The organism is Actinomadura macra NBRC 14102 (assembly GCF_001552215.1).
GTDB lineage: Bacteria > Actinomycetota > Actinomycetes > Streptosporangiales > Streptosporangiaceae > Spirillospora > Spirillospora macra.
On the sequence record NZ_BCQT01000023.1, the window covers coordinates 1 to 26,254 of the forward strand.

Consider the following 26,254-nt stretch of genomic DNA (forward strand, 5'->3'; position numbering starts at 1 on the left):
TTTGACATCGTCTCGAAGCTCGATCGGCAGGAGGTCGACAACGCGCTGAATCAGGCCGCCAAGGAGGTCGCGAACAGGTTCGACTTCCGGAACGTGGACGCGGGGATCAAGTGGTCCGGGGAGACCATCGAGATCCAGGCGAACACCGAGGAGCGGGCGAACGCCGTGCTGGACGTGCTGAAGGACAAGCTCGTCAAGCGAAGCATCTCGCTGAAGGCGATCGACCCCGGGGAGCCGAAGCTGTCGGGGAAGGTGTACAAGCTGAACGTCGGCCTCAAGGAGGGCATCGCCCAGGAGGACGCCAAGAAGATCGGCAAGATCATCCGGGATGAGGGGCCGAAGGGGATCAAGGCCCAGATCCAGGGGGACGAGCTGAGGGTCAGCTCGAAGAAGAAGGACGACCTCCAGCAGGTCATCAACCTGCTGAAGGGCAAGGACCTGGACGTGGCGCTCCAGTTCGTGAACTACCGGTAGTAGTGCCGGGTGCCGGCGCTCTCACCTGCGTCTGCACCCGGCCACCACCGCACGCGGCACCGGCCCGGGATCGCGTGCGGTGACCTCGCGGAGGCGGGCGAACGATCAGCGCAGCGACTGCGGAGGAGATCGTCACCGCTTGGCCGGGGACGTGTGCTGCTCGGGGCGGTTGTGGTGGTGGGCCATCCGGCCTGCGGGATGCCCTCGGCCGCCTTTCGCTGCATGCCGTCGTCGTGGGTGAGCTCGAAGCAGAGCGGGTTGATCCGCATGTCCTTGGTGGTGGTGATGTCTCCTTCTTCGCCTTGACCTCCGGACGTTTCCGGCGGGTGGGGGCGATTGGGGTAGCGTGTCGGCTATGTCGAGCCCAGAGGCGTCCAGGGTGGGGCTTTCGGTCACCCCGTCAGCCCCTTGAACCAGTGAGGTCGTAGCCCTGTTCCGCCGATGGCGGGATGTTCGGGTCGCTGGCCGCGGTGACGAGACGTTTTTCCGGTCTCTTCTCACCTCGGGGTCACTCGATGCCTCTTTCTCTCTACCTGCTGGCCGTGGCGGTCTTCGCCATGGGCACCTCGGAGTTCATGCTCGCCGGCCTGCTGCCGGACATCGCCCTGGATCACGGGGTTTCCGTCGGGACGGCGGGTCTGCTCACTTCGGCGTTCGCGATCGGGATGGTCGCCGGGGCGCCGCTGATGGCGGGGGCGGCCCGCGGTTGGCCGCCGCGAGTCAGCCTGTTCGGGTTCGTCTGCCTGTTCCTCGCGGCGCATGTGCTCGGCGCCGTCACCGGGAGCTTCGCTGTTCTGTGCGTGACGCGGGTCGTCGCGGCGTTGGCGAACGCTGGGTTCTTGGCTGTCGCGCTCACGACCGCTGCGGGGCTGGTTCCGCCGGGCCGGAAGGGGCGCGCCCTGGCCGTGCTGCTGTCCGGCACGACCATCGCCACTATCGCGGGGGTTCCCGGTGGCGCTCTGCTGGGGGCGTGGTTCGGCTGGCGCGCCACCTTCTGGGCGGTGGCCGTCCTGTGCCTGCCCTCGGCTTTCGGTGTGCTGAGGGCTGGCTCCGTACGTACGGGACGGTCTGACCTACGGGCCGAACTCGCCCAGCTTCGGCGGCCGCGCCTGGGGCTGGTGATGCTGTTGGGTGCGCTGGTGAACGCGGCGACGTTCGGCAGCTTCACCTTTCTCGCGCCTGTCGTGACCGATGTGGCGGGGTTGGGGACGCTGTCGGTATCCGTGGTGTTGGTGCTGTTCGGGCTCGGATCCTTCGTCGGCGTCACCGTTGCCGGGCGGTTGTCGGATCAGCGCCCTGGTCTCGTCGTTGCAACCGGGGGCCCGCTGTTGTTCCTCGGCTGGGTCGCCCTGGGCGTGTCTGCCGGTAGCCCGGGTGCTTTGCTCGTTCTGGCCTTCGTTCAGGGGGCGCTCTCGTTCGCGCTCGGGAGCACGCTCATCGCTCGCGTCCTGTACGAGGCCGCGGGAGCGCCGACCATGGCCGGCTCGTATGCGACCGCGGCGCTGAACGTCGGGGCCGCCGCGGGGCCGCTCATCGCCGCCACCACGCTGGACACCGGTCTCGCCGAACTCGGGCCCGTCTGGACGAGCGGTGTCCTCGTCGGGGTGGCGCTCGGGCTCGGTCTGGGCTTCAGGCGCGTGCTCGCGTGGCCGGGAATGTAGCGAGCGCGCCGACTTCTTCCCCCGCAGAAGTGGTCGGCGCGCTCGTAACTGTTATGACGCGGGGGTTGGCGAAATGGTTCGGAAATCATCCGGCCAATTCGGGAGCGGGGTCGTCGAAGGCGTCCAGCGAGCGGGCGAGGGTCGTGAGGTCCAGGTCAAGGGCCTGCGCCAGGGAGGCGACGGTGTAGAACGCGGGGACGGCGATGGCCCCGCGCTCGATCTTCCTGAGGGTGTCGAGGGAGATGCCGGCCTCGCGAGCGACGTCGGCGGCGCTGCGGGGGCCGCGGGCGGCGCGGAGGATCTGGCCTAGGGCACGGCCCCGGTCTCGCTGCTCGTCGGTGAGCGGTGTACGAACCATGGGGGCATTCTAATACTGGTATTATAATATTCTCCATGGTGACCTACCGAAGCCCACGGGAGTGGGAGCGCATGCGCGAGGCGGGACGGATCGTGGCCCGCCTCCTGGCGGACGTACGGGACGCGGCGGAGCCCGGTGTGCCGCTGGCCGAGCTGGACGCCGTGGCCGCACGGATCTTGAAGGAGTGCGGGGCGACGTCGCCGTTCCTGCACTACAAGCCTGGTTGGGCGCCCGGGCCGTATCCGGGGAACATCTGCGTCTCGGTGAACGAGGTGGTGGTGCACGGCATCCCGGACGGGCGGACGCTGACGGACGGGGATCTCGTCTCGCTCGACTGCGGTGCGCAGATCGGCGGTTACTGCGGGGACGCGGCGGTGTCGTTCATGGTCGGGACGGCCGACGCGGCGGGCCTGCGGTTGATCGAGACGACGCGGGCGGCGCTGGAGAACGCCATCGGTGCGGCGGTGCCCGGGAACCGGCTGGGCGACGTCGCGGCGGCGGTGGAGCGGACGGCGCGGGAAGCCGGGTACGGGATCGCCGACGGGTCCGGGGGGCATGGGATCGGGACGGAGATGCACGAGGATCCGGCGGTCCCGAACACGGGCCGGGCCGGGCGCGGGATGCGGTTGCGGGCCGGGCTGACGATCGCGATCGAGCCGCTGGTCACCGAGGGCGGGCGGGACGGGACGCGTTACCTGGAGGACGGGTGGTCCGTCGCCACGGCGGACGGGTCGCGGGCGGCGCATTTCGAGCATTCGATCGCGATCACCGAGGACGGCCCGCTGATCCTGACCGCTCCCTGACCGCCGGCGCCGGGCGGCCCTAGCGGGGGCCCGCCATGCGTTCCAGGCGGGCGATGCGGTCGGCCGTGGAGGGGTGTGTGGAGAACAGCCGGCCGATGCCGGCGCCCGAGAACGGGTTGGCGATCATCAGGGCGCTGGTGGTGGCGAGTTCGGGGTCCTGGGGCAGCGGCATCGCCCGGGTGCCCGCGTCGATCTTGCGGAGGGCGGCGGCGAGGGCGAGGGGGTCGCCGGTGAGCCGGGCGCCGGCGGCGTCCGCGGCGTACTCGCGGGTGCGGCTGATGGCCATCTGGACGACGGCGGCGGCGACCGGCCCGAGGACGAGCATCATGAGGGCGCCGAGGATGCCGGGGCCGTCGTCGTCCTCGGCGCGGCCGATCGGCAGGAAGATCGCCAGGTGCGACAGGTAGGTGATCACGGTGGCGATGGCGGCGGCGACGGAGGAGATGAGGATGTCGCGGTTGTAGACGTGGGAGAGTTCGTGGCCGAGGACGGCGCGCAGCTCCCGCTCGTCCAGCGTCTGCAGGATGCCGCGGGTGCAGCAGACGGCGGCGTTGCGCGGGTTGCGTCCGGTGGCGAAGGCGTTGGGCTGGCGGGTCTCGGAGACGTAGAGGCGCGGCATGGGCTGACGCGCGGACGTCGACAGCTCGCGGACGAGCCGGTAGAGCACCGGCGCCTCGACCTCGCCGACCGGGTGGGCGCGCATCGAACGCAGCGCGATCCGGTCGCTGAACGCGAAGGCGATGCCGTTGGTGCCGAGTGCGATGACCAGGGCGATCGCGAGGCCGGCGGTACCGCCGAAGGCCCAGCCGATCGCGAGCATCAATGCCGACAGCGCAGCGATCAGTGCCGCGGTCTTGACGCCGTTGAACTGCACTTTCGTGTGCCTCCCCGTCGACTTCCGGCCATGAACATCAACGGTTTGACCTGCCTAAACGTTCCCGGTTCCGGTGGCCGAAAGGGCCTCGCGCGGATTGGAACGTTTCCACTGCGGAGGCTTCGCCGACGTGGCGGTCAGGTGACCTGGGTGACCGTTTGCAGGACGATCTGGGGCGCCACCGACAGGACGGCGGCCCCGGCGACGGTCGCGGTGATGGCGGCGCGGACGGGCAGCCCCGGCGCGGCGTCGTAGCCGGCGACGGCACCGGCACCGGCACCGGCGCCGAGCCCGGCCGGGGCGGCGAACAGCCGCGCGGCCCAGGCCAGGTAGTAGTAGAGGCCGATGACGGTGTTGACGGCCATCACGACGGCCAGCCAGGTGACGCCGCCGGCGACGGTCGCGCGGAACACGACGACCTTGGCGAACAGGCCCATGACGCCGGGCGGCAGGCCGGCGAGGCAGATCAGGAAGAACGCGAGGGCGGCGGCGACGGCGGGGCTGGTGCGGGCGAGGCCGCGGAAGTCGTCCAGGGTGTCGAAGGGCGTGCGGCGCTCGCCGGTGCGCCGGCGGAAACCGATCACGACGGCGAACGCGCCGAGGTTCATGACGGCGTAGAGCGCGACGTAGGCGGTGGTGGCGGCGACGGCTTCGGGCAGGCGGTGGGTGCCGACCGACAGGGGCGCGAGCATGTACCCCGACTGGGCGACCGACGACCAGGCGAGGAGGCGGATGGCGGTGCGCTGCCGGAGCGCGAGGAGGTTGCCGAGCGTCATCGTGATCGCGGCGAGGACGGCGACCAGCGGCCCCCACACGTGCGCGTACGCGGGGAAGCCGAGGGCCAGCACGATCGCGAGCCCGGCGAATCCGGCGGCCTTGGAGACCACGGACAGGAACGCGGCGACCGGCAGCGGCGCGCCCTGGTAGACGTCCGGGGCCCAGAAGTGGAACGGGACGGCGGCGACCTTGAACGCGAACCCGGCGAGGACGAGGACGACGCCGACGGCGGCGACCGGGTCGAGGTCGGCGGGCAGTCGCTCCAGGGCGGGGGCGATCCGGTCCAGGTGCATGGCGCCGGTCGCGCCGTACACCAGGCTGATGCCGAACAGCATGATCGCGGCGGAGACGACGGAGACGAGGAACAGCTTCAGCGCCGCCTCGGAGGCGCGCCCGTCGTAGCGGCGGAGCCCGGCGAGCGCGAACACCGGCAGCGACAGCGTCTCCAGCGCGACGACGAGCAGGACAAGGTCGCGGGCGGCGACGAGGGACAGCGCGCCGACCACGGCGGCGAGCAGCAGGAAGTGGTACTCCCCCACCGGGATCTCCGAGTCGGTGATCTCCTGGAGGGACAGCAGGACGACGACCACGGCGGCGGCGAGGACGATGCCCTGGAACAGCAGGGTGAAGTCGTCGGCGACGTAGGAGCAGGAGCGGGGGCCGCCGGCGCGCAGTCCGTCCGGCAGGCAGAAGGTGGCACGCCGGTCGCCGGCGGCGAGGGCGAGGACGGCGAGCAACGCGACCGCGAGGGACCCGCCGCTGACCAGGCCGAGGACGCGGCGCGGCACGTCGAAGGCGTCGGCGAGCAGCAGCCCGATCGCGGCGACGGCGAGGATCAGCGGCGGCGCTATCGCCGCGTAGTCGATGCCCTGGATCATCAGCCGCCTCCGAACAGCGCGCGGACGGGTCCGGTCGTCACGTCCAGCAGGGTCTTCGGCCACAGCCCGACGAGCAGCGTCAGCGCGATCAGCGGCACCCAGGCGGCGTACTCCTGCACGGACACGGCACGCCCGGCGATCTCGCCGCGCGAGGCGGTGAGGCCGTCGGACGGGCCGTGGGTGAGCTTGGCGAGCATCCGCAGGAAGTACGCGGCGGTCAGCACCGCGCCGAGCGCGGCGACGGCCATGAACGTCACGAACGTCTCCCGGGGCAGGTCGGCGTGCGGACGGTACGCGCCGAGCAGTGCGAGCATCTCGCCCCAGAACCCGGCGAGCCCCGGCAGCCCGAGGGACGCGACGGAGGCGAACGTCAGGATCGAGGCGAGCCGCGGGGAGGTGCCGAGCAGCCCGCCGCCGAGCTCGTTCAGATCGGAGGTCCCCCAGCGTTCCTTGACCGCTCCGGCCAGGAAGAACAGCAGGCTGGTGATGAGGCCGTGCGCGACGTTGCCGAACAGCGCGGCGTTGATCCCGACGGGGGTGAGGGTGGCGATGCCGAGCAGCACGAACCCCATGTGCCCCACGGACGAGTAGGCGATCATGCGTTTGAGGTCGCGCTGGGCCAGGCAGGCGAGCGCGCCGTACACGATGCCGATCACGGCGAGGAGCCCGAGCCAGGGCGCCCACACCTGCGCGCCGTGCGGTGCGAGCGGCAGCGCGACGCGGACGAGCCCGTAGGTGCCCATCTTCAGCAGGACGCCGGCGAGCAGCACCGACCCGACGGTCGGCGCCTCGGTGTGCGCGTCCGGCAGCCAGGTGTGCAGCGGCCACATCGGCGCCTTGACCGCGAACCCGAGCCCCATCAGGGCGAACGCGGTGATCTGGACGCCGTGGGAGAGCCCGTCGCCGTGCCGCGCGGCGAGCACGGTCATGTCGAGCGTGCCGGCCTTCACCGCGATGAGCAGCATCCCGGCGAGCAGGAGCCCCGAGCCGAGCAGCGTGTAGAGGATGAACTTGTCGGCGGCGGCACGGCGCGCCGTGCCGCCCCACATCATGATCACCACGTACATGGGGATCAGGACGACCTCGAAGAACACGAAGAACAGCACGAGGTCGAGGGCGACGAACGTGCCGAGCAGCCCGATTTCCAGGACGAGCAGCAGCGCGGTGAGCAGCCGGATCCGCCCGCCCTTCGGCGGGTGCCGGAGCGTGTAGAGGAAGCAGAGGAACGTCAGTAGCGCCGTCAGCACGACCAGCGGCAGCGAGATCCCGTCCACGCCCAGATGGAAGCGGAGCCCGATCGCGGGCGCCCACGACCAGTTCACCTCCAGCTGCATCCCGGACGTGTCGTCGAAGTCGAAGGCGGTCATCGCCGACACCGCGACCAGCAGCGTCGCGCCGGACACCGCCGTCCCGAAGAACCGGACGGCGAGGTCCGTGCGCAGGAACCGGTTCGCCGGGACGAGCATCGCCAGCGCCCCGAAGAGCGGGATCGCCATCATCAACAGGAAGATCATCGGAGGATCACCACCCCGGCCACGATGACGACGACGCCCGCGAGCAGGCCGGTGAGATAGGTCTGCGCGTTGCCGTTCTGCGGGACGCGCAGGATCTCGCCGAGCCGCCGCGCGCCCCGGGCGCTCCCGACGACCGTCGCGTCGATGCCGCGCGAGTCGATGTCCACGACGTACCGCGCCAGTGCCAGGACCGGCCGGACGACCACCGCCGCGTACAGATCGTCCACGTAGAAGGCCCGTGCGAAGACCGGGAGGAGTCGCCCCAGCGCGTGGGCCGGGTCCTGGGCGGGGTCACGGTTCCAGACCACATACGCGGCTCCCGCTCCGAGCGCCGCCAGGAGGAGCCCCAGCAGCGCCGATCCGACATGCGGGCGCAGTTCGTCCGCACCGAGCCCGAAGAAGCCGAGGGTCGCGGCCGGGACGGCGAGCGCCGCGACCGTCCACGACATGATCCTCGGGGCCTCCCGGATCTCGTACGACCCGCGCGGCTCCCCGAAGAACGTCATCAGCCAGGCGCGCGTGGCGTACGCCGCCGTGAGCCCGACGGTCAGCAGCAGCCCGAGGTAGACCAGCCATGCGACTCCGGCGGGCAGATCCACAGCGGAGTGGTCGCCGCCGTGGAGGGCGGAGTGCTGGGCGGCCTCGATGACGGAGTCCTTGCTGAACCAGCCGCTGAACGGGGGGATGCCCACGAGTGCGGCCAACCCCACCGTCATCGACCAGAAGGTGACCGGCATGCCGCGCCGCAGGCCCCCGTAGTGCGCGAGCATGTTGGAGCCCGCCACCACGATCACGCATCCGGCGGACAGGAACAGCAGCGCCTTGAACGCGCCGTGCGTGAGCAGGTGGAAGATCGCGGCGGTGTCGCCGCCGACCGCGAGTCCCGCCGCCATCACACCGAGCTGGCTGATCGTCGAGTACGCCAGGACGCGTTTGAGGTCGTCCTGGGCGAGGGCCGCGAGCGCCGACCCGGCCATGGAGATCACCGCGACGACGCCGAGGACGGTCAGCGCGGCCGGCGCGGCGACGAACACCGCGTACAGCCGGGCGACGACGTACACGCCGGCGGCGACCATCGTGGCCGCGTGGATGAGGGCGCTGATGGGGGTGGGGCCCGCCATCGCGTCCGGAAGCCAGGTGTGGAGCGGGAACTGTGCGCTCTTGCCCGCGACACCGGCGAGCAGCAGCAGCGCGGCCACCGTCACTGTCGTGTGCGGTAGTTGGTCGGCCTTGGCCAGGACGCCGTCGAGGGAGAACGTGCCCGCGCCTACGCCGAGCACAAGGATTCCGATGAGGAAACCCACATCGCCCAGGCGCGTCACGAGGAACGCCTTGATCGCCGCCCGTGAGTTGGCCCGGTCCTCCCAGTGGTGCCCGATCAGGAAGTACGAGCAGACGCCCATGACCTCCCAGCCGGCGTACAGGACGATCAGGTCGCCGGCGAAGACCACCAGCAGCATCGCGGCGGTGAACATGGAGATGAACGCGGCGTAGGAGGAGTAGCGGCGGTCCCCGCCGAGGTAGGTGATCGAGTAGACCTGCACCGCCAGCGCCACGCAGCAGACCATCAGCGCGACGACCGCGGACAGGCCGTCCACCTGGAGGGCGACCCGGATCGGCACGGATCCGGTGTCGATCGTCGTGAGCGTGCCCGTCCGCTCGCCGGGGTCGCGCCAGACGGTGAACGCGATGATCGCGGCGAAGGCGAGCGACGCCGCGATGGGCACGCAGGCGATGAGCGCGGGCCCGTTGCGCAGCGGCGGAACCGAGCCCGAGCCCTCGCGCGGGCGCCCGCCGAGCAGGCGCGTCAGCCGTGGGCCGAGCAGCATCCCGGCGAACGCCGCGAGGAACGGCAGCAGGACGGTCAGCGAGGCGAGCCAGATCACGGCGCCGCCTCCTCGTGCTGTTTCCCGGCCGGTCCCGCCGGTCCCGCAGGCTCTGCCGGTTCCTGCCCGGTGGTCTCCTCCGTGCCGTCCTCGGACAGGGCACGGAGCCGGTCGATGTCGATCATCTGGCGGTTGCGGAACACCAGCAGCACGATCGCCAGGCCGAGCCCGACCTCCGCCGCCGCGATCACGATCGTGAACAGCGTCAGGACCTGCCCGCCGTGCAGCCGGTCGCGCAACCAGATGTCGAACGTGACGAGGTTGAGGTTCACCGCGTTCAGCATCAGCTCGACCGACATCAGGACGAGGATGGCGTTGCGGCGCGCGAGGACGCCGTACACGCCCACGGAGAACAGCAGCGACGCGACGATCGTCGGATAGGCGAGATGCATCAGACGCCGTCCTCCTCGTCCGCGCGCGCGCCCGATTCGGGACGAGCGCGTATGTCCGAGCGCGACAGGACGATCGCGCCGACGAGGGAGGCGAGGAGCAGCACCGAGAGCACCTCGAACGGCAGGACCCACGTCCGGAACACGCTGGCACCCAGTTCGTCGGCCGAGCCGGAGCCCGCCTTCAGCGGCATGCGCTCATCCCGGAAGCCCATCGCCATCACCGTGACCAGTACCGCGGCCGTGGCGGCCGCGACCGACGCCGCCGCCCACCGGTTGCCGGAGTCCAGGTCGGCCGACTCCCCGATCGGTGCCCGGGTCAGCATGATCCCGAACAGCAGCAGGACGACCACCGCCCCGACGTAGATGAGCACCTGCACCCAGGCCACGAACTCCGCCGTGAGCACCAGGTAGCCGCCCGCCAGCCCACCGAGCGACAGCACCAGCCACAGCGCCGCGTGCACCAGGTTCCGCGTCGTCACCACCATGATCCCGGACCCGACCATGACCACGCCGAGCAGCGCGAAGACGACCTCCTGCCCGCTCACGCGTCCGCCTCCGGCGCGGGGCCCGGCGGGCTCGCGGGACGCCGCGCGTTGCGGGCGGACGCCTTCTCCGCGGCGCCCAGTTCCTTGGGCGGCTCGGCGGACGGGTCATGGGCCTGCGGGGGCGGGACCGTCCACATCCACTCCCGCAGCCGTTCCTTCTCATGGGTCAGCTCGGCGATGTCGTACTCGGCGTATTCGAACTCGGGCGACCAGAACAGCGCGTCGAACGGGCACACCTCGATGCAGATCCCGCAGTACATGCACAGCGCGAAGTCGATCGCGAAGCGGTCGAGGATGTTCCGGGTGCGCGCGCGCCCGCCGCCTTCGGCCGGGAGCGTCTCCTTGTGGGAATCGATATAGATGCACCAGTCCGGGCACTCGCGCGCGCAGAGCATGCAGACCGTGCAGTTCTCTTCGAACAGCGCGATGACCCCCCGGCTGCGCGGTGGCAGATCGGGCTGCACCTCCGGGTACTGACGCGTGATGGAGCGCCGCGTCATCGTGCGCAACGTGACGGCCAGCCCTTTGGCCAGCCCGCCTCCTGGTAGCCGTCCCACGCGCCCCATGATTGCGTACGAAGCGCCGCTGGGGAACGCGCTGGGTGCCGCGTTCGTCGAACCACACATGGGGCCTCTGGTCCCGTGCTTTGGTCGGCCTGCGGGCGAGGAGGGCATGTGAGCCATCACGCGGACGAGCCCTATGGCCCCGAATCAGGCCGTGACCAGCCCCGTCCCTCCCATGGCCGCCCGCCGCAGCCACCCCCGCCGCGCGGCCGCGCCCCTCAGGATCGTCCGTCACACGAGCACCCCGCACCCAACCGCCCGATTTATGGGCATCCGTCCCAGGAACCGCATGTCCATCCGTATCCGCCTGGCCGTCCCTACGGAGCACCCGGCTGGCGCCCCACCTTCCCCCTGCCGCCGTCGCCGCGGCCCGTCCCGGTACCCGGCAGCGAAGGACCACAGGGGATCCTGTGGGCTTTCGTCCCGTTCCTGACGTTCGGCTTCGGGACGCCCTTCTCGTTCCTGTACGCCGCCATCCGGCGCGGCTCGGCGAACTTCGGCGCCACCGCCGCCGGCTACGGCCTCGCCCTCGCCGGCGTCCTGGCCCTCACCTCGTCCGACAGCGCGGTCCTCGTCCTCCTGGGCTCGATGCTGACGGTCATGCTGTGGCTCACGGGCACCGCGCACGCGTTCGCCGTCCGCTCGTCGGTCTTCCCGCGCGAGATCCCGCGCAGCCGGCTCAACCAGCACGCCATCGAGGTCGCCAAGTACCGCCGGACGCTGCGCGAGGAGGCCCGCGCGCTCGCCGCCGAGGACCCGGCGCTGGCCCACGAACTGCGGATCGGCCGCCCCGACGTCCCCCGCACCTACGACGACGGCGGCCTCGTGGACGTCAACCACGCCCCACAGGAGATCATCGCCGCCCTGCCCGGCATGGACGCCGAGCTGGCCGAGCGCGTCATCCGGCGGCGGGACGCGCAGGGCGCCTTCGTCTCCGCCGAGGAGATGGCGGTCGACGCCGACCTGCCGCCCGACATCCTCCCGCAACTCTCCGAGTACTCGATCTTCCTGCCGTAGCGCAGGCCGTCGCACCGCGCTCGGCTGAGCGCCGTCCGCGGCCGCGCGCCGCCCGCTCAGCCGAGGGCGACCTTCAGGACGCCCGTCAGCGCGAGCTGCCCCAGCGACAGCGGCACCAGGTACGCCCAGGCGAGCTTCTGGAGCTGGTCCTCGCGCATCCGCGGGTAGCTCACCCGCAGCCAGATGACGAGGAACGCCAGCACCCCCACCTTGATCAGCGTCCAGAGCCAGCCCAGCTCGGCGTCCAGGAACGGGCCTTTCCAGCCCCCCAGGAACAGGACGGTCGTCAAGCCGCACAGCACCACGATCCCGGCGTACTCGGCGAGCAGGAACAGCGCGAACCGCAGCCCCCCGTACTCGGTGTACGGGCCGAAGATGATCTCCGAGTCGGCCACCGGCATGTCGAACGGCGGGCGGCGCAGCTCGGCCAGCCCCGCGACGAAGAACACGACGGCGCCGATCGCCTGCCACGGCAGCCAGTACCAGCGCCACTCGTCCACGATCCCGGTCAGCGACAGCGTGCCCGCCGCCATCGCCACCGAGGACGCCGCGAACACCATCGGCAGCTCGTACGACATCAGCTGCGCCGCGACCCGCATCCCGCCGAGCAGCGAGTACTTGTTCGCGCTCGCCCAGCCCGCCATGATCGCGCCGATCACGCCGATGCCCATCACCGCGAGCGCGAAGAACAGCCCGAGGCCGAGGTCCAGCGCCACCTGCCCGTCCGGGCCCACCGGCACCACGATCAGGACGAGCAGGTACGGGACGAGCGCCACGCCGGGGGCCAGCTTGAACACCCACCGGTCCGCCGCCCGCGGGACGACGTCCTCCTTCTGCGCGAACTTCACCCCGTCCGCGACGAGCTGCGCCCAGCCGTGAAAACCGCCCGCGTACATCGGGCCGAGGCGGCCCTGCATGTGCGCCATCACCTTGTGCTCGGCCTGCCCCACCAGCAGCGGCAGCAGCGCGAACGCCGCCGCGACCAGCGCCAGCTTGACGACGATCTCAAGCATTCGGCCCCCAGTCCTCCGGAACGCCGGGTGGGCGGACGCGGCGGCGGCTCGGCGCACCGTGCCCGGACTCGCCGGGCTCCTTGGCGCCCGGCCACGCCTTGGCGACACGGGCGGCGAGCACGAAGTCCTTGCGCAGCGGATTGCCTTCGAAACCGTCCGGCAACAGCAGCGGGACGAGGTGCGGGTGGCCCTCGAAGACCACCCCGAACATCTCGAAGGTCTCCCGCTCGTGCCACGCGGCACCGCGGTAGACGCCCGTCGCGGTCGGCAGCACCGGGTCGGCGCGCGGGACGCGCGTGCGGACGAGGTGGTGGTGGCGCCGCGCCGGCGAGTACACGTGCACGACGACGGCGAAGCCCTCCTCCAGCTCGTCGACGCCGGTCAGCCAGTCGAAGAAGGTGCAGTCCAGCTCGTCCCGCGCGAAGGTGAGCGCCGCCAGCCAGTGGTCGGACGGCACCCCCACGGCGAGCCCGCCGAACGTCTCCTCGGTCGTGATCTCGTCGCCGAACCGCTCCGTCCAGGCCGCCGCGAGGGCCACCGGGTCGGGCGCGGGGGCGGGGGTCGCGTTCATCGGTGGCGTCCGATCTCGTCGTTCCCGTCGTCGGCGAGGCCGGGGATGATCGACGGGTCGTGGTCGCGGGGCGGACCGGCGTCCTCTGGCGTGGAGGGTCGCCTCCGTTCGGGCGGCGAGGAGCCGGGCCGGGGAGCGTCGGCGCCCTCCTCCTGCGCAGGCGTCGCGCCCTCGGGTGGGGGCGTCTCGTCGGCCACCGGCGGGATGGGGCGCGTCACATCGGCGGCCCCGTCCTCCTGCACGGTGGTCGTCTCCTGCACGGTGTTCGTCTCTTGCATGGCGGTCGTTTCTTGCATGGCGGTCGCCTCGTGCATGGCGGTCGCCTCGTTCTCCAGGACGGGCGGGAGCTCGCTCGTCGATCCGCCGGGATCAGGCTGGATCGGACGGCGCAAGACCGTGGCCGAAAGCGGACGCGGCGGAGGCGGCGGGGACATCGACTCACCGCCGGTGTACCGGTCGCCGAGCGACTCGGCCGCGATCTTCTCCTGGAGGTGGACGATCCCGTGCAGCAGTGCCTCCGGGCGCGGCGGGCAGCCCGGCACGTACACGTCCACCGGAATGATCTGGTCGACGCCCTTGGTCACGCAGTAGGAGTCCCAGTACGGGCCTCCGCAGTTGGAGCAGGCACCGAACGAGATGACGTACTTGGGCTCGGGCATCTGCTCGTAGAGGCGGCGCACGGCGGGCGCCATCTTGTCGCTGACGGTTCCCGAGACGACCATCAGGTCGGCCTGCCGCGGGCCCGGCGCGAACGGGATGACGCCGAGCCGGATGAAGTCGTGCCGGCTCATCGACGTGGCGATGAACTCGATCGCGCAGCAGGCGAGGCCGAAGTTGAACACCCACAGCGAGTACCGGCGACCCCAGTTCAGCACGAACTTGATCGGCTTCGGCGCCAGCCGCGAGAGCGGTCCGACGCTGGGCGGCGGGAGATCGATAGTACTCACACAGGGCATTGTCGCAGCCGTCGCCGATCCCGCCAGGGCCCCTGATCAAAGAGCGGCCCGGGAGCGGACCTGCGGACGGGCCGCAATTGGCACCCGCTCAGACCCAGGACAGGACGCCTTTCTTGGCCGCGTAGATCAGCCCGGCCGCCAGGAAGGCCAGGAAGACGAACATCTCGCCGAGCGTGGTCGCGCCATAGCCGGGCGCGGAGAAGACCGTCGCCCAGGGGAAGAGGAACACGGCGTCCACGGCGAACACCACGTACAAGTAGGCGAAGACGTAGTAACGGACGTATGAATGCGCCCATCCTTCGCCGACCGGGTCCACGCCGCACTCATAGGTGAGCAGCTTCTCGGCCGTGGGACGGTGCGGGCGCAGCAGCCGGTTCGCGGTCAGGCCACCGCCGACGATCCCGCCTCCGACCAGCATCAGGGCGACCACGGCGACATAGGAGTCGAAATAGTTCGGCACCAGGACCTCCGTTCCAGCGTCCAACCAGTATCCCTGAACGCCGTATGCGGGAGTGTGACGTCGTACCTCCACCTCGGAGGATCACAATGTCATTGTTTTGCTGCACACTGGGTTAAGCATGGGGTCAGTTGACCTGGAAGGACGTGAACGGATGAGCAACCCTCCGCCTCCCCCGGGCTGGGAACCCCCGGGCGGTGCCTCGTGGCCGCCCCCGCCACCGCCCGCGGGCCCCGGCGGCCCACCGGGTCCCGGCGGTCCCGCGATGCCGGGAGGACCAGGCGGAACAGCCCCTCCTCCAGGGGGCTTCGGCGGGCAGACCACACCGCCCGGCTTCTACCCGCCCCCTCCGGGCGGGATGATGGGGCCACCGCCCAAGCGGGGCGGCGGCGGCGCGCTGATCGCGGCGCTCCTCGGCGGTGGTCTGGTCGTCATCGTCCTCATCGGCGTCGTGGTGTTCGTGCTGGCGTCCGGCGGTGGCAAGAAGCCCGAGGAGAAGCTGCGGGCCGCGGCCGACACGGTGGCCGCCGCGCGCGCCGTCGGTCTCAAGGGCAGCTTCGGTGGTGGCGCCGAGACGTTGCAGGGCGAGCTGAACGTCACCAAGGGCGGCCGCGTGACGGGGCCCGTCACCTGGAACAGCGACAACGTGACCCTGCTCGCCGCGGACGGCAAGGTGTTCGTCAAGGCCGACTCGGCCTACTGGCGGCGGCAGATCTCCGGCACCGAGACCCCCTACTACCTCGGCACCGGCGAGCAGTGGGGCCGGCTCAGCGCCGACAAGCTCGACATCGACTTCAAGCAGGAGCTGACGCCCCTGGCGCTGGCGACCAAGCTGCGCGCGGCCGCCACCGCGAAGGTGAAGCCGATCAAGACGACCTGGCAGGGGAAGAAGGCGCTGAAGTTCAGCACCTTCTCCTCCACGCTCTACATCACCGACGCCGACGACGCGGAACTGCTGCGCTACGAAGCCACCACGCCGCGGCTGTCCCTCGACGTCACCCCGAAGAGCTCCGGCCAGGCGGCGTCCATCATCTCGGACATGCGCACCAGCATGGGCGAGCTGAAGGACTCCTTCGACGGCTCGGCCCGCCCGACGGTCGACGAGTGGAAGAAGGGCGGCTGCAACGGCAACTCCGGCTGCACCGTCGAGGCCAAGATCCGACCGCCGTACGGGGCGCAGACGCCGGTGACGATCGACGTGCGGTTCCGGCTCACCGCCGGCACGCTGACCGGCCGCGACCTCGGCAACTGCACGGCCAGGATCACGATCAGCAGCACCACCCCGCAGTGGGCGAGCTGCCGGGTCACGAGCAGCTCCTGGTCGAGCTGGGCCAAGTCGACCGGCGGCACCTTCTACAAGCACGCCGAGTACAAGGTGATCGGCGCCACCGCGAGCGAGGTGTCGGCACTGCAGAGCGGTCTCGACAGCGAATGAAGCGGCTGGTGAGGCGCCCGGCGCGCTGAACCCTCCGTCACCCGGTGCCCGGCGATGCGCCGTCCCCGCCCCGGCGGGACCCATCGTCGGGCACCCTTATGCTCTGGGTGGGCGCTCCCTCCGAGCCCCCGGCAACCACCCTCTGTGCCTGACACGAGTGGGCCACACCGGGCCCGGAATCGAGCAGAGTGAGCCCCGAGTGAGCGTTGAACAGGACGAGCCGTCCCCCACGGCCTCCCGCCCCTCCGGTGGGCCCCCCGCCGACAAGCTCGTCGCGGGCGGCGCCCTGGCCGGCAGGCCGGCGGCGGGCGGCCCCCCACCCGAGAAGCCCGTCGCCTCCGAGCCCTCCCCGGTTTCGGACGAGCCCGTGTCCCCGGCGGCGACGATCAGCGACATTCCCGTGTTCCCTCCGCCGGCCTCGCCCGGTGTCGCGGGGACGACCGTCCCGGACGGGTTCGCCGCCGGCACGCCGCCGCCGGGCGTCCCCTTCCAGGGAGGTCCCGCCCCCGGTGGCCCCCTCCCTCCGGGCGGCCTCGCCAGGAGGAGTGCGGTCCGGCGGAAGCGCGCAATGATCATCGCGGGTGCGGCCGTAGCCGCGGCGGCCCTGGTCGCCGTGGGCGCGATGACGGTCGTCGGGGACGGCGGATCGGAGAAGAAGGCGCCGAGGCCGACCGTCGCGGCGCCATCGACCTGGTCGCTGGAGGCGGGACAGCAGCTCACCGCGGCGCCCGGCCTCCGCTACGACGGGACGCTGACCGTGGCGGGCAAGCCCGTCCAGGCGCGCCTGCGGGTCACGCGCACCGGGATGGCGAGCGGAACGCTCACGGCGGGCCAGCTGAAGGCGGATGTCATCGCCGTGGACGGCGTCACCTACATCAAGGCCGGGCTGGCGTTCTGGCGGGACTACGCCGGAGAGGGCGCCCGCCCGGACAACTTCGCCGGACGCTGGTCCAAGGCCCCTGCCACGGTGCCCGGTTTCGACGTTCCGACCCTGCTGGCACCGAAGGCGATCGCCGGGCGGCTGGCGAAGGCGCCGGCGAAACCCCCCGTCGAGGATGTGAACGGCACCCGCGCCTACAGGATCAAGACGCCGGGCGCGGACTACCTGATCACGGCGACGGTGCCCTACCGGCTGCTGGGCGTGTGGACGGCCGGGCGCGGCGATCCCCGGTTCACGGTCACCCCCCTGCCGGACGCGGCACCGGTGTTCGCCGAGCTGCGCCCCCGCGTCGCCAAGCTCGGCGGAGCGGCCGACCCCGCGCTGCGCTTCGCGCCGGGGAAGCTGAGCTTCGTCAACTGCGACCAGAACACCAACGGCTGCACGGTGAGCGTGCCGGCCACGCTCTCGGCCCCGGACACCACGGTGCCGGACGGCGCCCGCGCCGCCCTCTACGCCGCGGTCGTCTCGAAGGGCCGGCCGCTCGGCTCCTGCGCCGGTTCGGGCGATGTCCCGGCCAGCCGGGCCCTGGTGCTGCGGTGCACGGTCACCGGACGGGCCTGGCGCACGTGGATGAAGGCCGCCCTGGAAAAGCCCGGCCCGCACCCGTACGAGGCGCAGGCGCGAGTGATCGGGGAGGCGGTGGCGGTGACCGCGGTCCCCGACCTGCTGGCCATGGTCGACCGCGAACGCCGCAAGACCAAGCCTCCCGCGGCCCGGCCCCCCGGCCAAGCGGGCACGCAGGCCGAAGGCGAGCACCCTGGCCCGTGATCGAGAATCCACACTGTCTACACTTCAGGGCGTGACCTCCGTGCCCGGGAGCCTCGGCTCCTCGACCAGTCCTGCGCGGCTCGTGCGTCGGCTCCACGTCGACCTCCGCCGCCAGGCCAGCTGCCTGTGTTCGCGGTGAACCCGGGGGCCCGTCCAGGTCGTACCACCGGATAGGACCTGCCCGAATCCAGGGGATTCAGATGAACTTCAGGCCGCAGTGATACCTCTTGTGTTACGGGGCCGACCTTCCTGGAAGCGGGACGTCACATGACGGGCGGAGTGGTACTTTCCGGTCGATTCCTCTACGACCGGTGGCCATCGACGGGCCGGAGAGCGGGCGCGAGTGAGCGCCGCACCTCATCCGGTATCCCCCCCGTCCCCCGAGAAGAGCATTCCATCCCGGACATACCATGAAGGTAAGCCTAAGTAGCGTCACGATCCCGGGTGCCTCCCCCGGGACGGACCCTACGCGTCGAGGAGGTCTTCCTCTGTGACCAAACAGGTCCAGCAACTCGACCGGGTCATCATCCGCTTCGCCGGTGACTCCGGTGACGGCATGCAGTTGACCGGCGACCGCTTCACCCAGGAGACGGCGGCGTTCGGCAACGACTTGTCGACGCTGCCGAACTTCCCGGCCGAGATCCGTGCCCCCGCCGGGACCCTCCCCGGCGTGTCCAGTTTCCAGCTGCACTTCGCCGACCACGACATCCTGACGCCGGGCGACGCGCCCAACGTCCTGGTCGCGATGAATCCCGCCGCCCTCAAGGCCAACCTCGGGGACCTCCCCCGCGGGGCGGATCTGATCGTCAACACCGACGAGTTCAGCAAGCGCAACCTCGCGAAGGTCGGCTACGCGGCCGACCCGGTCGAGGACGGCTCGCTCGCCGAGTACCGGGTGCACGCGCTGCCGCTCACCTCGATGACGGTGACGGCCCTCACCGGTTTTGAGATCTCCAAGAAGGACGCCGAGCGCGCCAAGAACATGTTCGCCCTCGGGCTGCTGTCGTGGCTGTACCACCGGCCCACCGAGGGGACGATCTCGTTCCTGGAGAAGAAGTTCGGCCGCAAGCCCGACATCATGAAGGCCAACATCGCCGCGTTCCAGGCGGGGTGGAGCTACGGCGAGACCACCGAGGCGTTCTCGGTGCAGTACGAGATCAAGCCCGCCGAGCACGCCCCCGGCCTGTACCGCAACATCACCGGGAACGTGGCACTGGCGTACGGGCTGGTCGCGGCCGGTGAGCAGAGCGGACTGTCGATCTACCTGGGCTCATACCCGATCACTCCGGCGTCCGACATCCTGCACGAGTTGTCCAAGCACAAGAAGTTCGGGGTCAGAACGTTCCAGGCGGAGGACGAGATCGCCGCGGTCGGCGCGGCGCTCGGCGCCTCGTTCGGTGGGTCCCTCGGCGTCACGACGACGTCCGGGCCCGGCATCGCGCTGAAGAGCGAGACGATCGGCCTCGGTGTCGCGACCGAACTGCCTCTGTTGATCATCGATGTGCAGCGCGCCGGGCCGTCCACCGGCCTGCCGACGAAGACCGAGCAGGCGGACCTGCTCCAGGCCATGCACGGCCGCAACGGCGAGGCGCCGGTCCCGGTGGTCGCGCCGCAGTCGCCGTCCGACTGCTTCGACGCCGCGATCGAGGCCGCCCGGATCGCGGTGAAGTACCGCACCCCGGTCATCCTGCTGTCGGACGGCTACCTCGCCAACGGCTCCGAGCCGTGGCGGCTGCCGGACGTGGCGTCGCTGCCGAAGATCGAGCCGAACTTCGCCGCCGCGAACCAGGAGGACTTCCAGCCTTTCAAGCGCGACCCGGAGACCCTTGCCCGGCCGTGGGCGATCCCCGGGACGGCTGGGCTGGAGCACCGGATCGGCGGCCTGGAGAAGGCCGACGGGTCCGGCAACATCTCCTACGACCCGTCCAACCACGACCGCATGGTCCGGCTCCGCCAGGCCAAGATCGACGGCATCGCGAACGACATCGCGCCGCTCGCCGTGGACGACCCGTCCGGCGAGGCGAGGGTGCTGGTACTCGGGTGGGGCGGGACGTTCGGGGCGATCTCCGCCGCCGTCCGCCGCGTCCGCGGGAAGGGGCAGCACGTCGCGCAGGCCCACCTGCGCCACCTCAACCCGTTCCCCGCCAACCTTCCCGAGGTGCTGCGGTCCTACGACAAGGTCGTGGTGCCGGAGATCAACCTCGGCCAGCTCGCGCTGCTGCTGCGCGGCCGGTTCCTCGTCGATGTGATCGGCTACAACCAGGTCCGCGGCCTGCCTTTCAAGGCCGAGGAACTGCAGGGCGTCATCCAGGATGTGATCGACAGTGAGTGACAACGGAGTGGGCGGCAACGGCGTGAACGGCTCCAGCGGGCCGGCGGGCCGGTCGCTGCTCTCCCTCGTCCCGAAGGCGGACGAGCCGCAGAAGATGAAGGACTTCAAGACCGACCAGGAGGTGCGCTGGTGCCCCGGCTGCGGTGACTACGCGATCCTCGCGGCCGTCCAGTCCTTCCTGCCCGAACTGGGCCTGCGCCGGGAGAACATCACGTTCGTGTCCGGCATCGGCTGCTCGTCCCGGTTCCCGTACTACATGAACACCTACGGGTTCCACTCGATCCACGGCCGCGCACCGGCCATCGCCACGGGTCTGGCGACGTCGCGTCCCGACCTGTCGGTGTGGGTCGTCACCGGGGACGGGGACGCGCTGTCCATCGGCGGCAACCACCTGATCCACGCGCTGCGCCGCAACGTCAACCTGAAGATCCTGCTGTTCAACAACCGGATCTACGGGCTGACCAAGGGCCAGTACTCGCCGACCTCCGAGCTCGGCAAGATCACCAAGTCGACGCCGATGGGCTCGCTCGACGCCCCGTTCAACCCGCTGTCGCTCGCGATCGGCGCGGAGGGCACCTTCGTCGCCCGCACGATCGACTCCGACCGCAAGCACCTCCAGTCGGTGCTGCGGGCGGCGGCGCAGCACCGCGGTACCGCGCTGGTGGAGATCTACCAGAACTGCAACATCTTCAACGACGGCGCGTTCGACCCGCTGAAGGACCCCGCCGTCCGCGACGACGTCACCGTCCGGCTGGAGCACGGCGAACCCATCCTGTTCGGCGCCGAGCGGACCAAGGCGCTGCGCCGCAACCGGTCGGGCTCGTTCGAGGTCGTGAACGTGGCGGACGTGGACCCGTCCGAGATCGCCGTGCACGACGCCCACAATCCGGACCCGTCGCAGGCGTTCGCGCTGTCGCGGCTGGACTCCCCGACGTTCGAGCACACCCCGATCGGCGTCTTCCGCGACGTGGACCGTCCGTCCTACGACGAGCTGATGCGCGAGCAGGTCGACGAGGCCGTCCAGGCGCAGGGCGAGGGCGATCTGGCAGCCCTTCTTGGCAGTGGCGACACCTGGCGCATCGACTAGCAGGGCCTCCCGCGATCCCTGCCCGGGGCCGGGCAGGGATCGGGCAGCCGCCGAGCCCGCGAGGTGGTCGAGGCCACTTCGCAGGGCATGACGTCGCAGGCCCGCCCCCAGGTTCCCAGCCAGGGGCGGGCCCTTCTCGCGCATTGAAAGCGTGCGAACGGGGCACCGTCTATCACGGGACGGGCACCGTCGCGGCCGTACCGCCATGTTGGGCCATGGCACGATGCGCCGCGCTCGGTCGTCCTGAAAGACTGAGGAGATTACGCAGTCGGGGAGGTGACGATGCGGGTCGTTCCGCGCCGTAGCAAGGATCGTTCGAGGGACCGGCGCTCCGCCCCGTCCCCGGGCGGCCCGTCGCCCGCACCCACCGCCCCCCAGCCCGCAACGCAGCTCGTCGCGCCCGCGCAACCGACGATCCCCCAGGGCCGGCCTGCGCCGGCACAGCCCGCGGCCCCGGCACAGCCCGCGGCGCCCGCACAGTCACCGGCACCCGCGCAAGCGCGCGAACCGGCACTCGCACCGGATCGGCCGTCCGCCTCCAGCGCCACGCTGCCCGCCGGGGGCGCCCCCGTTGCGGACGCCGGGACGCAGCCGCTTCCGGCCGCCCCCCGCGCCGGCGGCTCCGGATCGGATGCGGACGCGGCGCGGCGGCGCCGCGAACGGGCCGCCCAGCGGCAGCGCGCGCAGGCCGAGGCCAAGCGCAGCCGTGCCGCGCAGCGGGTACGGCAGGCCCCCCGGCCCGCCCGGGCCGCCGCCGAGCACCGGTCGTCGCTGCTCATCATGGTGATGACGCTGGGGCTGCTGATCGCGGCCGTCGCGGTGACCGGCGGGCTCGTCGCGGCGTCGCGGCGGACGCAGCCGGTGACGCTGGCGGCGCCGCTGCACGTCTACCCCGTCCTGCAGTCCGCGCCGGGGCAGTGCCCGGCCGGGACCCCGGGCATCACCGGGCAGGCGAGCACCGGCCCGACCTGCTACCGGCTCTCCCAGGGCATCGCGATCCACAAGGTGGCCGACCTGCGCGTCCAGCGGTCGAAGGGCACCGGCTACGACGTGGCGGTCACGTTGCGCCCGGTCGATCGCCGGGCGTTCGCCGATCTCACCCGCGCGACGGTGGGCCGCGATCTGGCCTTCGTCGTGCGTGAGCGGCTGGTCACGCTGCCGCGGGTGGACATGGCGATCCTGGACGGCAAGGTCGTCGTGACCGGCCCGCCGACCCGCGCCGCCGCCGACCGCCTCGTCCGCGAGCTCAAGGGCCGCTGACCCCGGCCGGCCGCGGCCGGGGGTGGCTCAGACCTGCGGGAGTTCTGCACCCTGGACGACCTGGATGTCCAGTTCTACGCGGAGGCTCTCGCCGACCATCGCGATGCCCGCCTCCAGCACCTCGTTGTAGCGGATGCCGAACTCGGCGCGGCGCAGCTCGGCCGTGGCGCGGAACGCCGCCCGCACGCCGCCCCACGGGTCGCCGCCACTGCCGAGGAAGGTCATGTCCAGGTCGACGGGCCGGGTGACGCCGTTGAGGGTGAGGCGTCCGTGGACCGTCCAGCGGTCCGGGCCCGCGGCGGTCAGCCCGTCGCCCTCGTACTCGATGACGGGATGGACGTCGACGTTCATGAAGTCCGCCGACCGCAGATGATCGTCGCGGAGCTTGTTCCCGGTGTCGATGGACGCGGCCTCGATCCGGGCGCGGACCCGCGACGCCTCCACCGGCTCGGCGATGTCGATCCGTCCCTCGAACATCCCGAACCGGCCCCGGACGCTCGACAGCCCGAGATGCTGGGCGACGGCGCCGACGGTGGAGTGCGCCGGGTCGATCGTCCACGGGCCGGGCGGCGGGAGGTCGGCGCCGCCCGCCCGGGCCAGCACCAGTGTCCCGAGGTCCGCCGCGCCGGAGCCGTGCACGATGAGCGTGGACGCCGACGGCTGGTAGCCCGCCGCCGTCACGATCACCGTGTACGTCCCCGCGGGGAGGGGACCGGCGGCGAGCACGCCGTCCTCCCCGGTCCCCTCCCGCGCGACCTGCCGTCCCGCCAGGTCCGTGACCGTGACGACGGCGTGCCGGACGGCCCAGCCGTCCTTCGTCCGCACCGATGCGCGCAGACCGTGACTGTCATCCATGAACGACCCGCACTCCAGGTTCGTGCTCTCTGCATCCGTCGCTTGCTTCGGTCACTCGGGGCCCTCACTCGTCGGGGTAGCCGAGTTTGAGGTCGTAGCCGTCCTCGCCGCCGCCGGCGAGGGACAGGCCGGTGGCGACCGGCGGGTAGCCGGAGGCGATGACCGTGTACTGGCCGCCGGGAAGGTCGGTGAAGGCGTACTCCCCGTCCGGCCCGGTGATCACCATCGCGATGACGTTGCCGGCCGCGTCCACGAGGGTCACCCGGGCCTCGGCGACCGGGTGGCCGGTCTCGTTGCGGACGGTGCCGCGGACGCGCGAGCCGGGCGGCATCTCGACGTCCAGGCGGTTCTGGCCGCCGCCCGTCACCTCGACGGGCAGCGCGACCGGGCGGTGCGCGGCGGCGCTGACGGCGAGGGTGTAGCCGCCGGACATCACGTCCTTGAACGCGTAGTGCCCGGCCGTGTCCGTGCGGCCGGTGCCGACGACCTCGCCGCGCACATCGGTCACGACGACCATCGCGTTCGCGATCGGGGTTCCGTCCGCGCTGCGGACCGTTCCACCGAGACCGCCGTTGCCCGCCAGCAGGAGATCGAAGTCCACCGGGCGCTCGCCGACGACCAGCGTCGCCGCCTGCGGTTCGTGCTCACCGGTCGCGGCGATCAGCACGTACGTGCCGGGGCCGGGTGTGGGCAGGATGTAGCGTCCGTCCGCCTGGGTGAGGGCGCGGCCGAGCTGGTGCCCGTCCGCCCCGATCAGGGTCAGCGCCGCGGACGGGACGGGGTCGCCGGTCCCGGACCGCACGACGCCCCGTACGGGGACGCCGCCGCGACCACCTGTGGCGTTCCGCCGGCCGAGGAGGCGCGCCTGTGCGGCCGCCGGGTCCGCCGTTTCGGACCGCTCCATACCGGGTGCGGGATGCCCGGGATATCTCAGGTGACCGGGCTGTCCAGGCTGTTCGGGGTGCCCGGCCGGGGACGTGCCGTTGGGTGGTGTTGCGTTGGGCGGTGTGCCGTTCCGCGCCATCTCGTTCATCGCACTGACCACCTCGTCGGAAGGGGCGCCCGCGGCGATGGAGACCAGCTCCTGCCCGGTGGCGGGCTGCTGATCGTAGCCGCGTGCGTGCCGGCCCACCACCCCTGCGTCGGAGGACGGGACGCTGCCGGCGGACGGGACGCCGTCCGCGGCGGCGACGCCGTCCGCGGCCAGGGCGTCGCCCGCGACCGGGGTGTCGGCCAGGGGTGCGGCATCGCCCGCCTGCGAGGCGCGTCCGGAGGAGCCGCGCAGCGGGAGTTCCTTGAGCGCCAGGGCGGCGAGGAAGCCCAGCACCGCGACCGGGATGCCGACCGTGAAGACGCTCTCCAGCGCCTTGGTGAACGCGGTCAGCACGATGTGCTTGAACGGTTCGGGCAGTGCCTGGATCTGGTCGGGCGAGCCGAGTTCGCCGCCGCCGGGCGGGGGCGCGATGTGCGCCGCGCGCAGCCCCGTGGCCAGCTCGTCCCCGAGCCGGTTGGTGAGGATCGCGCCGAACGCGGCCACGCCCATCGCGCCGCCGAGGTTACGGAAGAACGAGACGCCGGCCGTGGTGGAGGCCAGGTCGGCGGGTGCCGCGGCGTTCTGCGCGGCCAGGATCAGGATCTGCAGCGTCAGGCCGAGCCCGATGCCGAGGACGGCGAGGTCCGCGCCGATGAGCAGCTTGGACGAGCCGACGTGCAGCTGCGACAGCAGGAGCATCGACGCGCCGACGAAGACGAGGCCGAGCACCGGGAAGAGCTTGTAGCGGCCCGTCCTCGTGACGAGTTGGCCGGAGCCGGTGGAGGTGACGAGCATGCCGATGACCAGCGGGAGCGTCATCAGCCCCGAGGTGGTCGGGCTCATCCCCTTGACGATCTGTAGGTACTGCGGCATGTAGATCATGCCGCCGAACATCGCGATGCCGATGCAGACCGAGGTGAACCCGGCCAGCACGAAGGTCCGGTTGCGGAACAGCCGGGGCGGCAGGATCGGGTCCCTGGCGATGCGCTCTGCGACGACCGCGAGCACGAGCAGCACGCCGGTGACGCCGAGCAGGACGTAGGTCCAGCGCGAGTTCCAGGCGAACTGCTGGCCCCCCATGGACAGCAGCAGCATCACGGCGGTGGCGCTGCCGGTGATCGTGAACGCGCCGAACACGTCGATCCGGGTGTCGCGGCGGACCTTCGGCAGCTTGAGCACCTTCTGGATGACCAGGAACGCGACCAGGGCGAGCGGGATGCAGACGTAGAAGCACCAGCGCCAGCCGAGTCCGTCGGCGTCCACGATGAACCCGCCGAGTAGCGGGCCCGCGACGGTGGCGACGCCGAAGACCGCGCCCATGTAGCCGGAGTAGCGGCCGCGCTGGCGGGGCTCGACCACATCGCCGAGGATCACCTGGGCCAGCGCGGACAGGCCGCCGACGCCAAGGCCCTGGGCGCCGCGCGCGGCGATCAGCTGGCCGATGTTCTGGGAGAGCCCGGCGGCGATGGACGCCACGACGAACAGCAGCAGGGCGCTCTGGAACGTCAGCTTGCGGCCGAAGATGTCCGACAGCTTTCCCCACAGGGGCGTCGAGGCGGTCATGGTGAGCAGCGACGCGCTGGCGACCCACGAGAGCTGATCCTGGCCGCCGAGGTCGCCGACGATCGTCGGCAGCGCGGTGCTGACGACGGAGGTCGAGATCATCGCGGTCAGCATCGCCATCATCAGCCCGGAGAGGATCTCCAGGATCTGGCGGTGCGTGTAGTGCGGTCGCTCCGCCGCCGCGCTCGCTTGCGCCACCCTGCCCCCCAAAGCACCTAATTACCTGTGTTTTGCATGTATGT

The 26,254-nt window shown here is 71.5% G+C and carries 24 protein-coding genes; 10 read left to right on the top strand and 14 right to left on the bottom strand.

All coding sequences use genetic code 11. The annotated features are described in order from the left end of the window. A partial coding sequence (locus AMA02S_RS33255; protein ID WP_218005203.1) for a YajQ family cyclic di-GMP-binding protein occupies positions 1-474 on the top strand: 474 nt, incomplete at its 5' end. 515 nt (positions 475-989) lie between these two features. After that, positions 990-2,135: a Cmx/CmrA family chloramphenicol efflux MFS transporter gene (locus AMA02S_RS33260; RefSeq protein WP_067467158.1), complete on the top strand. Its 1,146-nt coding sequence runs from the start codon at positions 990-992 to the stop codon at positions 2,133-2,135. A gap of 85 nt (positions 2,136-2,220) precedes the next feature. Here the strand turns inward: AMA02S_RS33260 and AMA02S_RS33265 are convergent, their stop codons facing one another. Then, entirely contained in the window at positions 2,221-2,493 is a 273-nt protein-coding gene (locus tag AMA02S_RS33265; protein WP_067466674.1) for a helix-turn-helix domain-containing protein, read from the bottom strand. A gap of 35 nt (positions 2,494-2,528) precedes the next feature. On the opposite strand from AMA02S_RS33265, the gene map reads away from it, so the two are divergent. Continuing rightward, the gene (map, locus tag AMA02S_RS33270; protein ID WP_067466677.1) at positions 2,529-3,296 is read left to right on the top strand and encodes a type I methionyl aminopeptidase; all 768 of its coding nucleotides are present in this window, start codon (positions 2,529-2,531) and stop codon (positions 3,294-3,296) included. Positions 3,297-3,315: 19 nt separating this feature from the next. On the opposite strand, the gene htpX is transcribed toward map, so the two are convergent. The 7 genes from htpX to AMA02S_RS33305 all read right to left on the bottom strand — a co-directional run bounded on the left by htpX (position 3,316) and on the right by AMA02S_RS33305 (position 10,719). Then, positions 3,316-4,170 carry a zinc metalloprotease HtpX gene (gene htpX / locus AMA02S_RS33275; protein WP_084265872.1) on the bottom strand — a complete coding sequence of 285 codons (855 nt, stop codon included), beginning with the start codon at positions 4,168-4,170 and terminating at the stop codon, positions 3,316-3,318. 137 nt (positions 4,171-4,307) lie between these two features. Then, positions 4,308-5,825 carry an NADH-quinone oxidoreductase subunit N gene (locus tag AMA02S_RS33280; protein ID WP_067466680.1) on the bottom strand — a complete coding sequence of 506 codons (1,518 nt, stop codon included), beginning with the start codon at positions 5,823-5,825 and terminating at the stop codon, positions 4,308-4,310. Continuing rightward, the gene (locus tag AMA02S_RS33285) at positions 5,825-7,339 is read right to left on the bottom strand and encodes a complex I subunit 4 family protein (RefSeq protein ID WP_067466683.1); all 1,515 of its coding nucleotides are present in this window, start codon (positions 7,337-7,339) and stop codon (positions 5,825-5,827) included. Before AMA02S_RS33285 ends, AMA02S_RS33280 begins: the two co-directional genes overlap by 1 nt. Continuing rightward, the gene (locus AMA02S_RS33290; protein ID WP_067466686.1) at positions 7,336-9,225 is read right to left on the bottom strand and encodes an NADH-quinone oxidoreductase subunit 5 family protein; all 1,890 of its coding nucleotides are present in this window, start codon (positions 9,223-9,225) and stop codon (positions 7,336-7,338) included. Before AMA02S_RS33290 ends, AMA02S_RS33285 begins: the two co-directional genes overlap by 4 nt. Continuing rightward, positions 9,222-9,617, bottom strand: coding sequence for an NADH-quinone oxidoreductase subunit NuoK (nuoK, locus tag AMA02S_RS33295; protein WP_067466689.1), 396 nt, complete (start codon positions 9,615-9,617; stop codon positions 9,222-9,224). The genes AMA02S_RS33290 and nuoK overlap by 4 nt, the downstream gene beginning before the upstream one ends. After that, positions 9,617-10,162, bottom strand: coding sequence for an NADH-quinone oxidoreductase subunit J family protein (locus AMA02S_RS33300; protein WP_067466692.1), 546 nt, complete (start codon positions 10,160-10,162; stop codon positions 9,617-9,619). Before AMA02S_RS33300 ends, nuoK begins: the two co-directional genes overlap by 1 nt. Next, positions 10,159-10,719 (bottom strand): NuoI/complex I 23 kDa subunit family protein, encoded by a 561-nt coding sequence (locus AMA02S_RS33305; RefSeq protein WP_157430998.1) that lies wholly within the window; start codon positions 10,717-10,719, stop codon positions 10,159-10,161. The genes AMA02S_RS33300 and AMA02S_RS33305 overlap by 4 nt, the downstream gene beginning before the upstream one ends. A 117-nt stretch (positions 10,720-10,836) precedes the next feature. Here AMA02S_RS33305 and AMA02S_RS33310 point away from each other — a divergent pair, with 117 nt between their 5' ends. Next, positions 10,837-11,742: a helix-hairpin-helix domain-containing protein gene (locus tag AMA02S_RS33310; protein ID WP_067466698.1), complete on the top strand. Its 906-nt coding sequence runs from the start codon at positions 10,837-10,839 to the stop codon at positions 11,740-11,742. A 56-nt stretch (positions 11,743-11,798) separates the two neighbouring features. On the opposite strand, the gene AMA02S_RS33315 is transcribed toward AMA02S_RS33310, so the two are convergent. The 4 genes from AMA02S_RS33315 to AMA02S_RS33330 form a co-directional block, all read right to left on the bottom strand. Continuing rightward, positions 11,799-12,755: a complex I subunit 1/NuoH family protein gene (locus tag AMA02S_RS33315; protein WP_067466700.1), complete on the bottom strand. Its 957-nt coding sequence runs from the start codon at positions 12,753-12,755 to the stop codon at positions 11,799-11,801. Next, the gene (locus AMA02S_RS33320) at positions 12,748-13,326 is read right to left on the bottom strand and encodes an NADH-quinone oxidoreductase subunit C (protein ID WP_067466703.1); all 579 of its coding nucleotides are present in this window, start codon (positions 13,324-13,326) and stop codon (positions 12,748-12,750) included. Before AMA02S_RS33320 ends, AMA02S_RS33315 begins: the two co-directional genes overlap by 8 nt. Further along, the gene (locus tag AMA02S_RS45315) at positions 13,323-14,273 is read right to left on the bottom strand and encodes an NADH-quinone oxidoreductase subunit B (RefSeq protein WP_067466706.1); all 951 of its coding nucleotides are present in this window, start codon (positions 14,271-14,273) and stop codon (positions 13,323-13,325) included. The genes AMA02S_RS33320 and AMA02S_RS45315 overlap by 4 nt, the downstream gene beginning before the upstream one ends. Before the next feature lie 97 nt (positions 14,274-14,370). Beyond that, positions 14,371-14,700, bottom strand: coding sequence for an NADH-quinone oxidoreductase subunit A (locus AMA02S_RS33330; protein WP_084265903.1), 330 nt, complete (start codon positions 14,698-14,700; stop codon positions 14,371-14,373). A gap of 193 nt (positions 14,701-14,893) precedes the next feature. Here AMA02S_RS33330 and AMA02S_RS33335 point away from each other — a divergent pair, with 193 nt between their 5' ends. From AMA02S_RS33335 to AMA02S_RS33355, 6 genes are all read left to right on the top strand, one after another. Further along, positions 14,894-16,174 carry a hypothetical protein gene (locus AMA02S_RS33335; protein ID WP_084265874.1) on the top strand — a complete coding sequence of 427 codons (1,281 nt, stop codon included), beginning with the start codon at positions 14,894-14,896 and terminating at the stop codon, positions 16,172-16,174. 199 nt (positions 16,175-16,373) lie between these two features. Continuing rightward, complete coding sequence (locus tag AMA02S_RS33340; RefSeq protein WP_067466715.1) at positions 16,374-17,882, top strand: LolA-like protein; 1,509 nt, start codon at positions 16,374-16,376, stop codon at positions 17,880-17,882. 40 nt (positions 17,883-17,922) lie between these two features. Beyond that, the gene (locus tag AMA02S_RS45185) at positions 17,923-18,021 is read left to right on the top strand and encodes a putative leader peptide (protein WP_369688424.1); all 99 of its coding nucleotides are present in this window, start codon (positions 17,923-17,925) and stop codon (positions 18,019-18,021) included. A 351-nt stretch (positions 18,022-18,372) separates the two neighbouring features. Next, positions 18,373-20,214, top strand: a complete 1,842-nt coding sequence (locus AMA02S_RS33345; RefSeq protein ID WP_067466718.1) for a 2-oxoacid:acceptor oxidoreductase subunit alpha — start codon at positions 18,373-18,375, stop codon at positions 20,212-20,214. Further along, positions 20,207-21,301: a 2-oxoacid:ferredoxin oxidoreductase subunit beta gene (locus AMA02S_RS33350; RefSeq protein ID WP_439951620.1), complete on the top strand. Its 1,095-nt coding sequence runs from the start codon at positions 20,207-20,209 to the stop codon at positions 21,299-21,301. The genes AMA02S_RS33345 and AMA02S_RS33350 overlap by 8 nt, the downstream gene beginning before the upstream one ends. A 282-nt stretch (positions 21,302-21,583) precedes the next feature. Continuing rightward, complete coding sequence (locus AMA02S_RS33355; RefSeq protein ID WP_157430999.1) at positions 21,584-22,561, top strand: SecDF P1 head subdomain-containing protein; 978 nt, start codon at positions 21,584-21,586, stop codon at positions 22,559-22,561. A 27-nt stretch (positions 22,562-22,588) separates the two neighbouring features. On the opposite strand, the gene AMA02S_RS33360 is transcribed toward AMA02S_RS33355, so the two are convergent. Together AMA02S_RS33360 and AMA02S_RS45190 are read right to left on the bottom strand one after the other, a co-directional pair. After that, positions 22,589-23,416, bottom strand: coding sequence for a YceI family protein (locus AMA02S_RS33360; protein WP_067466724.1), 828 nt, complete (start codon positions 23,414-23,416; stop codon positions 22,589-22,591). A 64-nt stretch (positions 23,417-23,480) separates the two neighbouring features. Continuing rightward, a complete protein-coding gene (locus AMA02S_RS45190) occupies positions 23,481-26,210 on the bottom strand; it encodes an MFS transporter (protein ID WP_084265875.1) in 2,730 nt (909 codons plus the stop codon). Positions 26,211-26,254 lie beyond the last annotated feature (44 nt).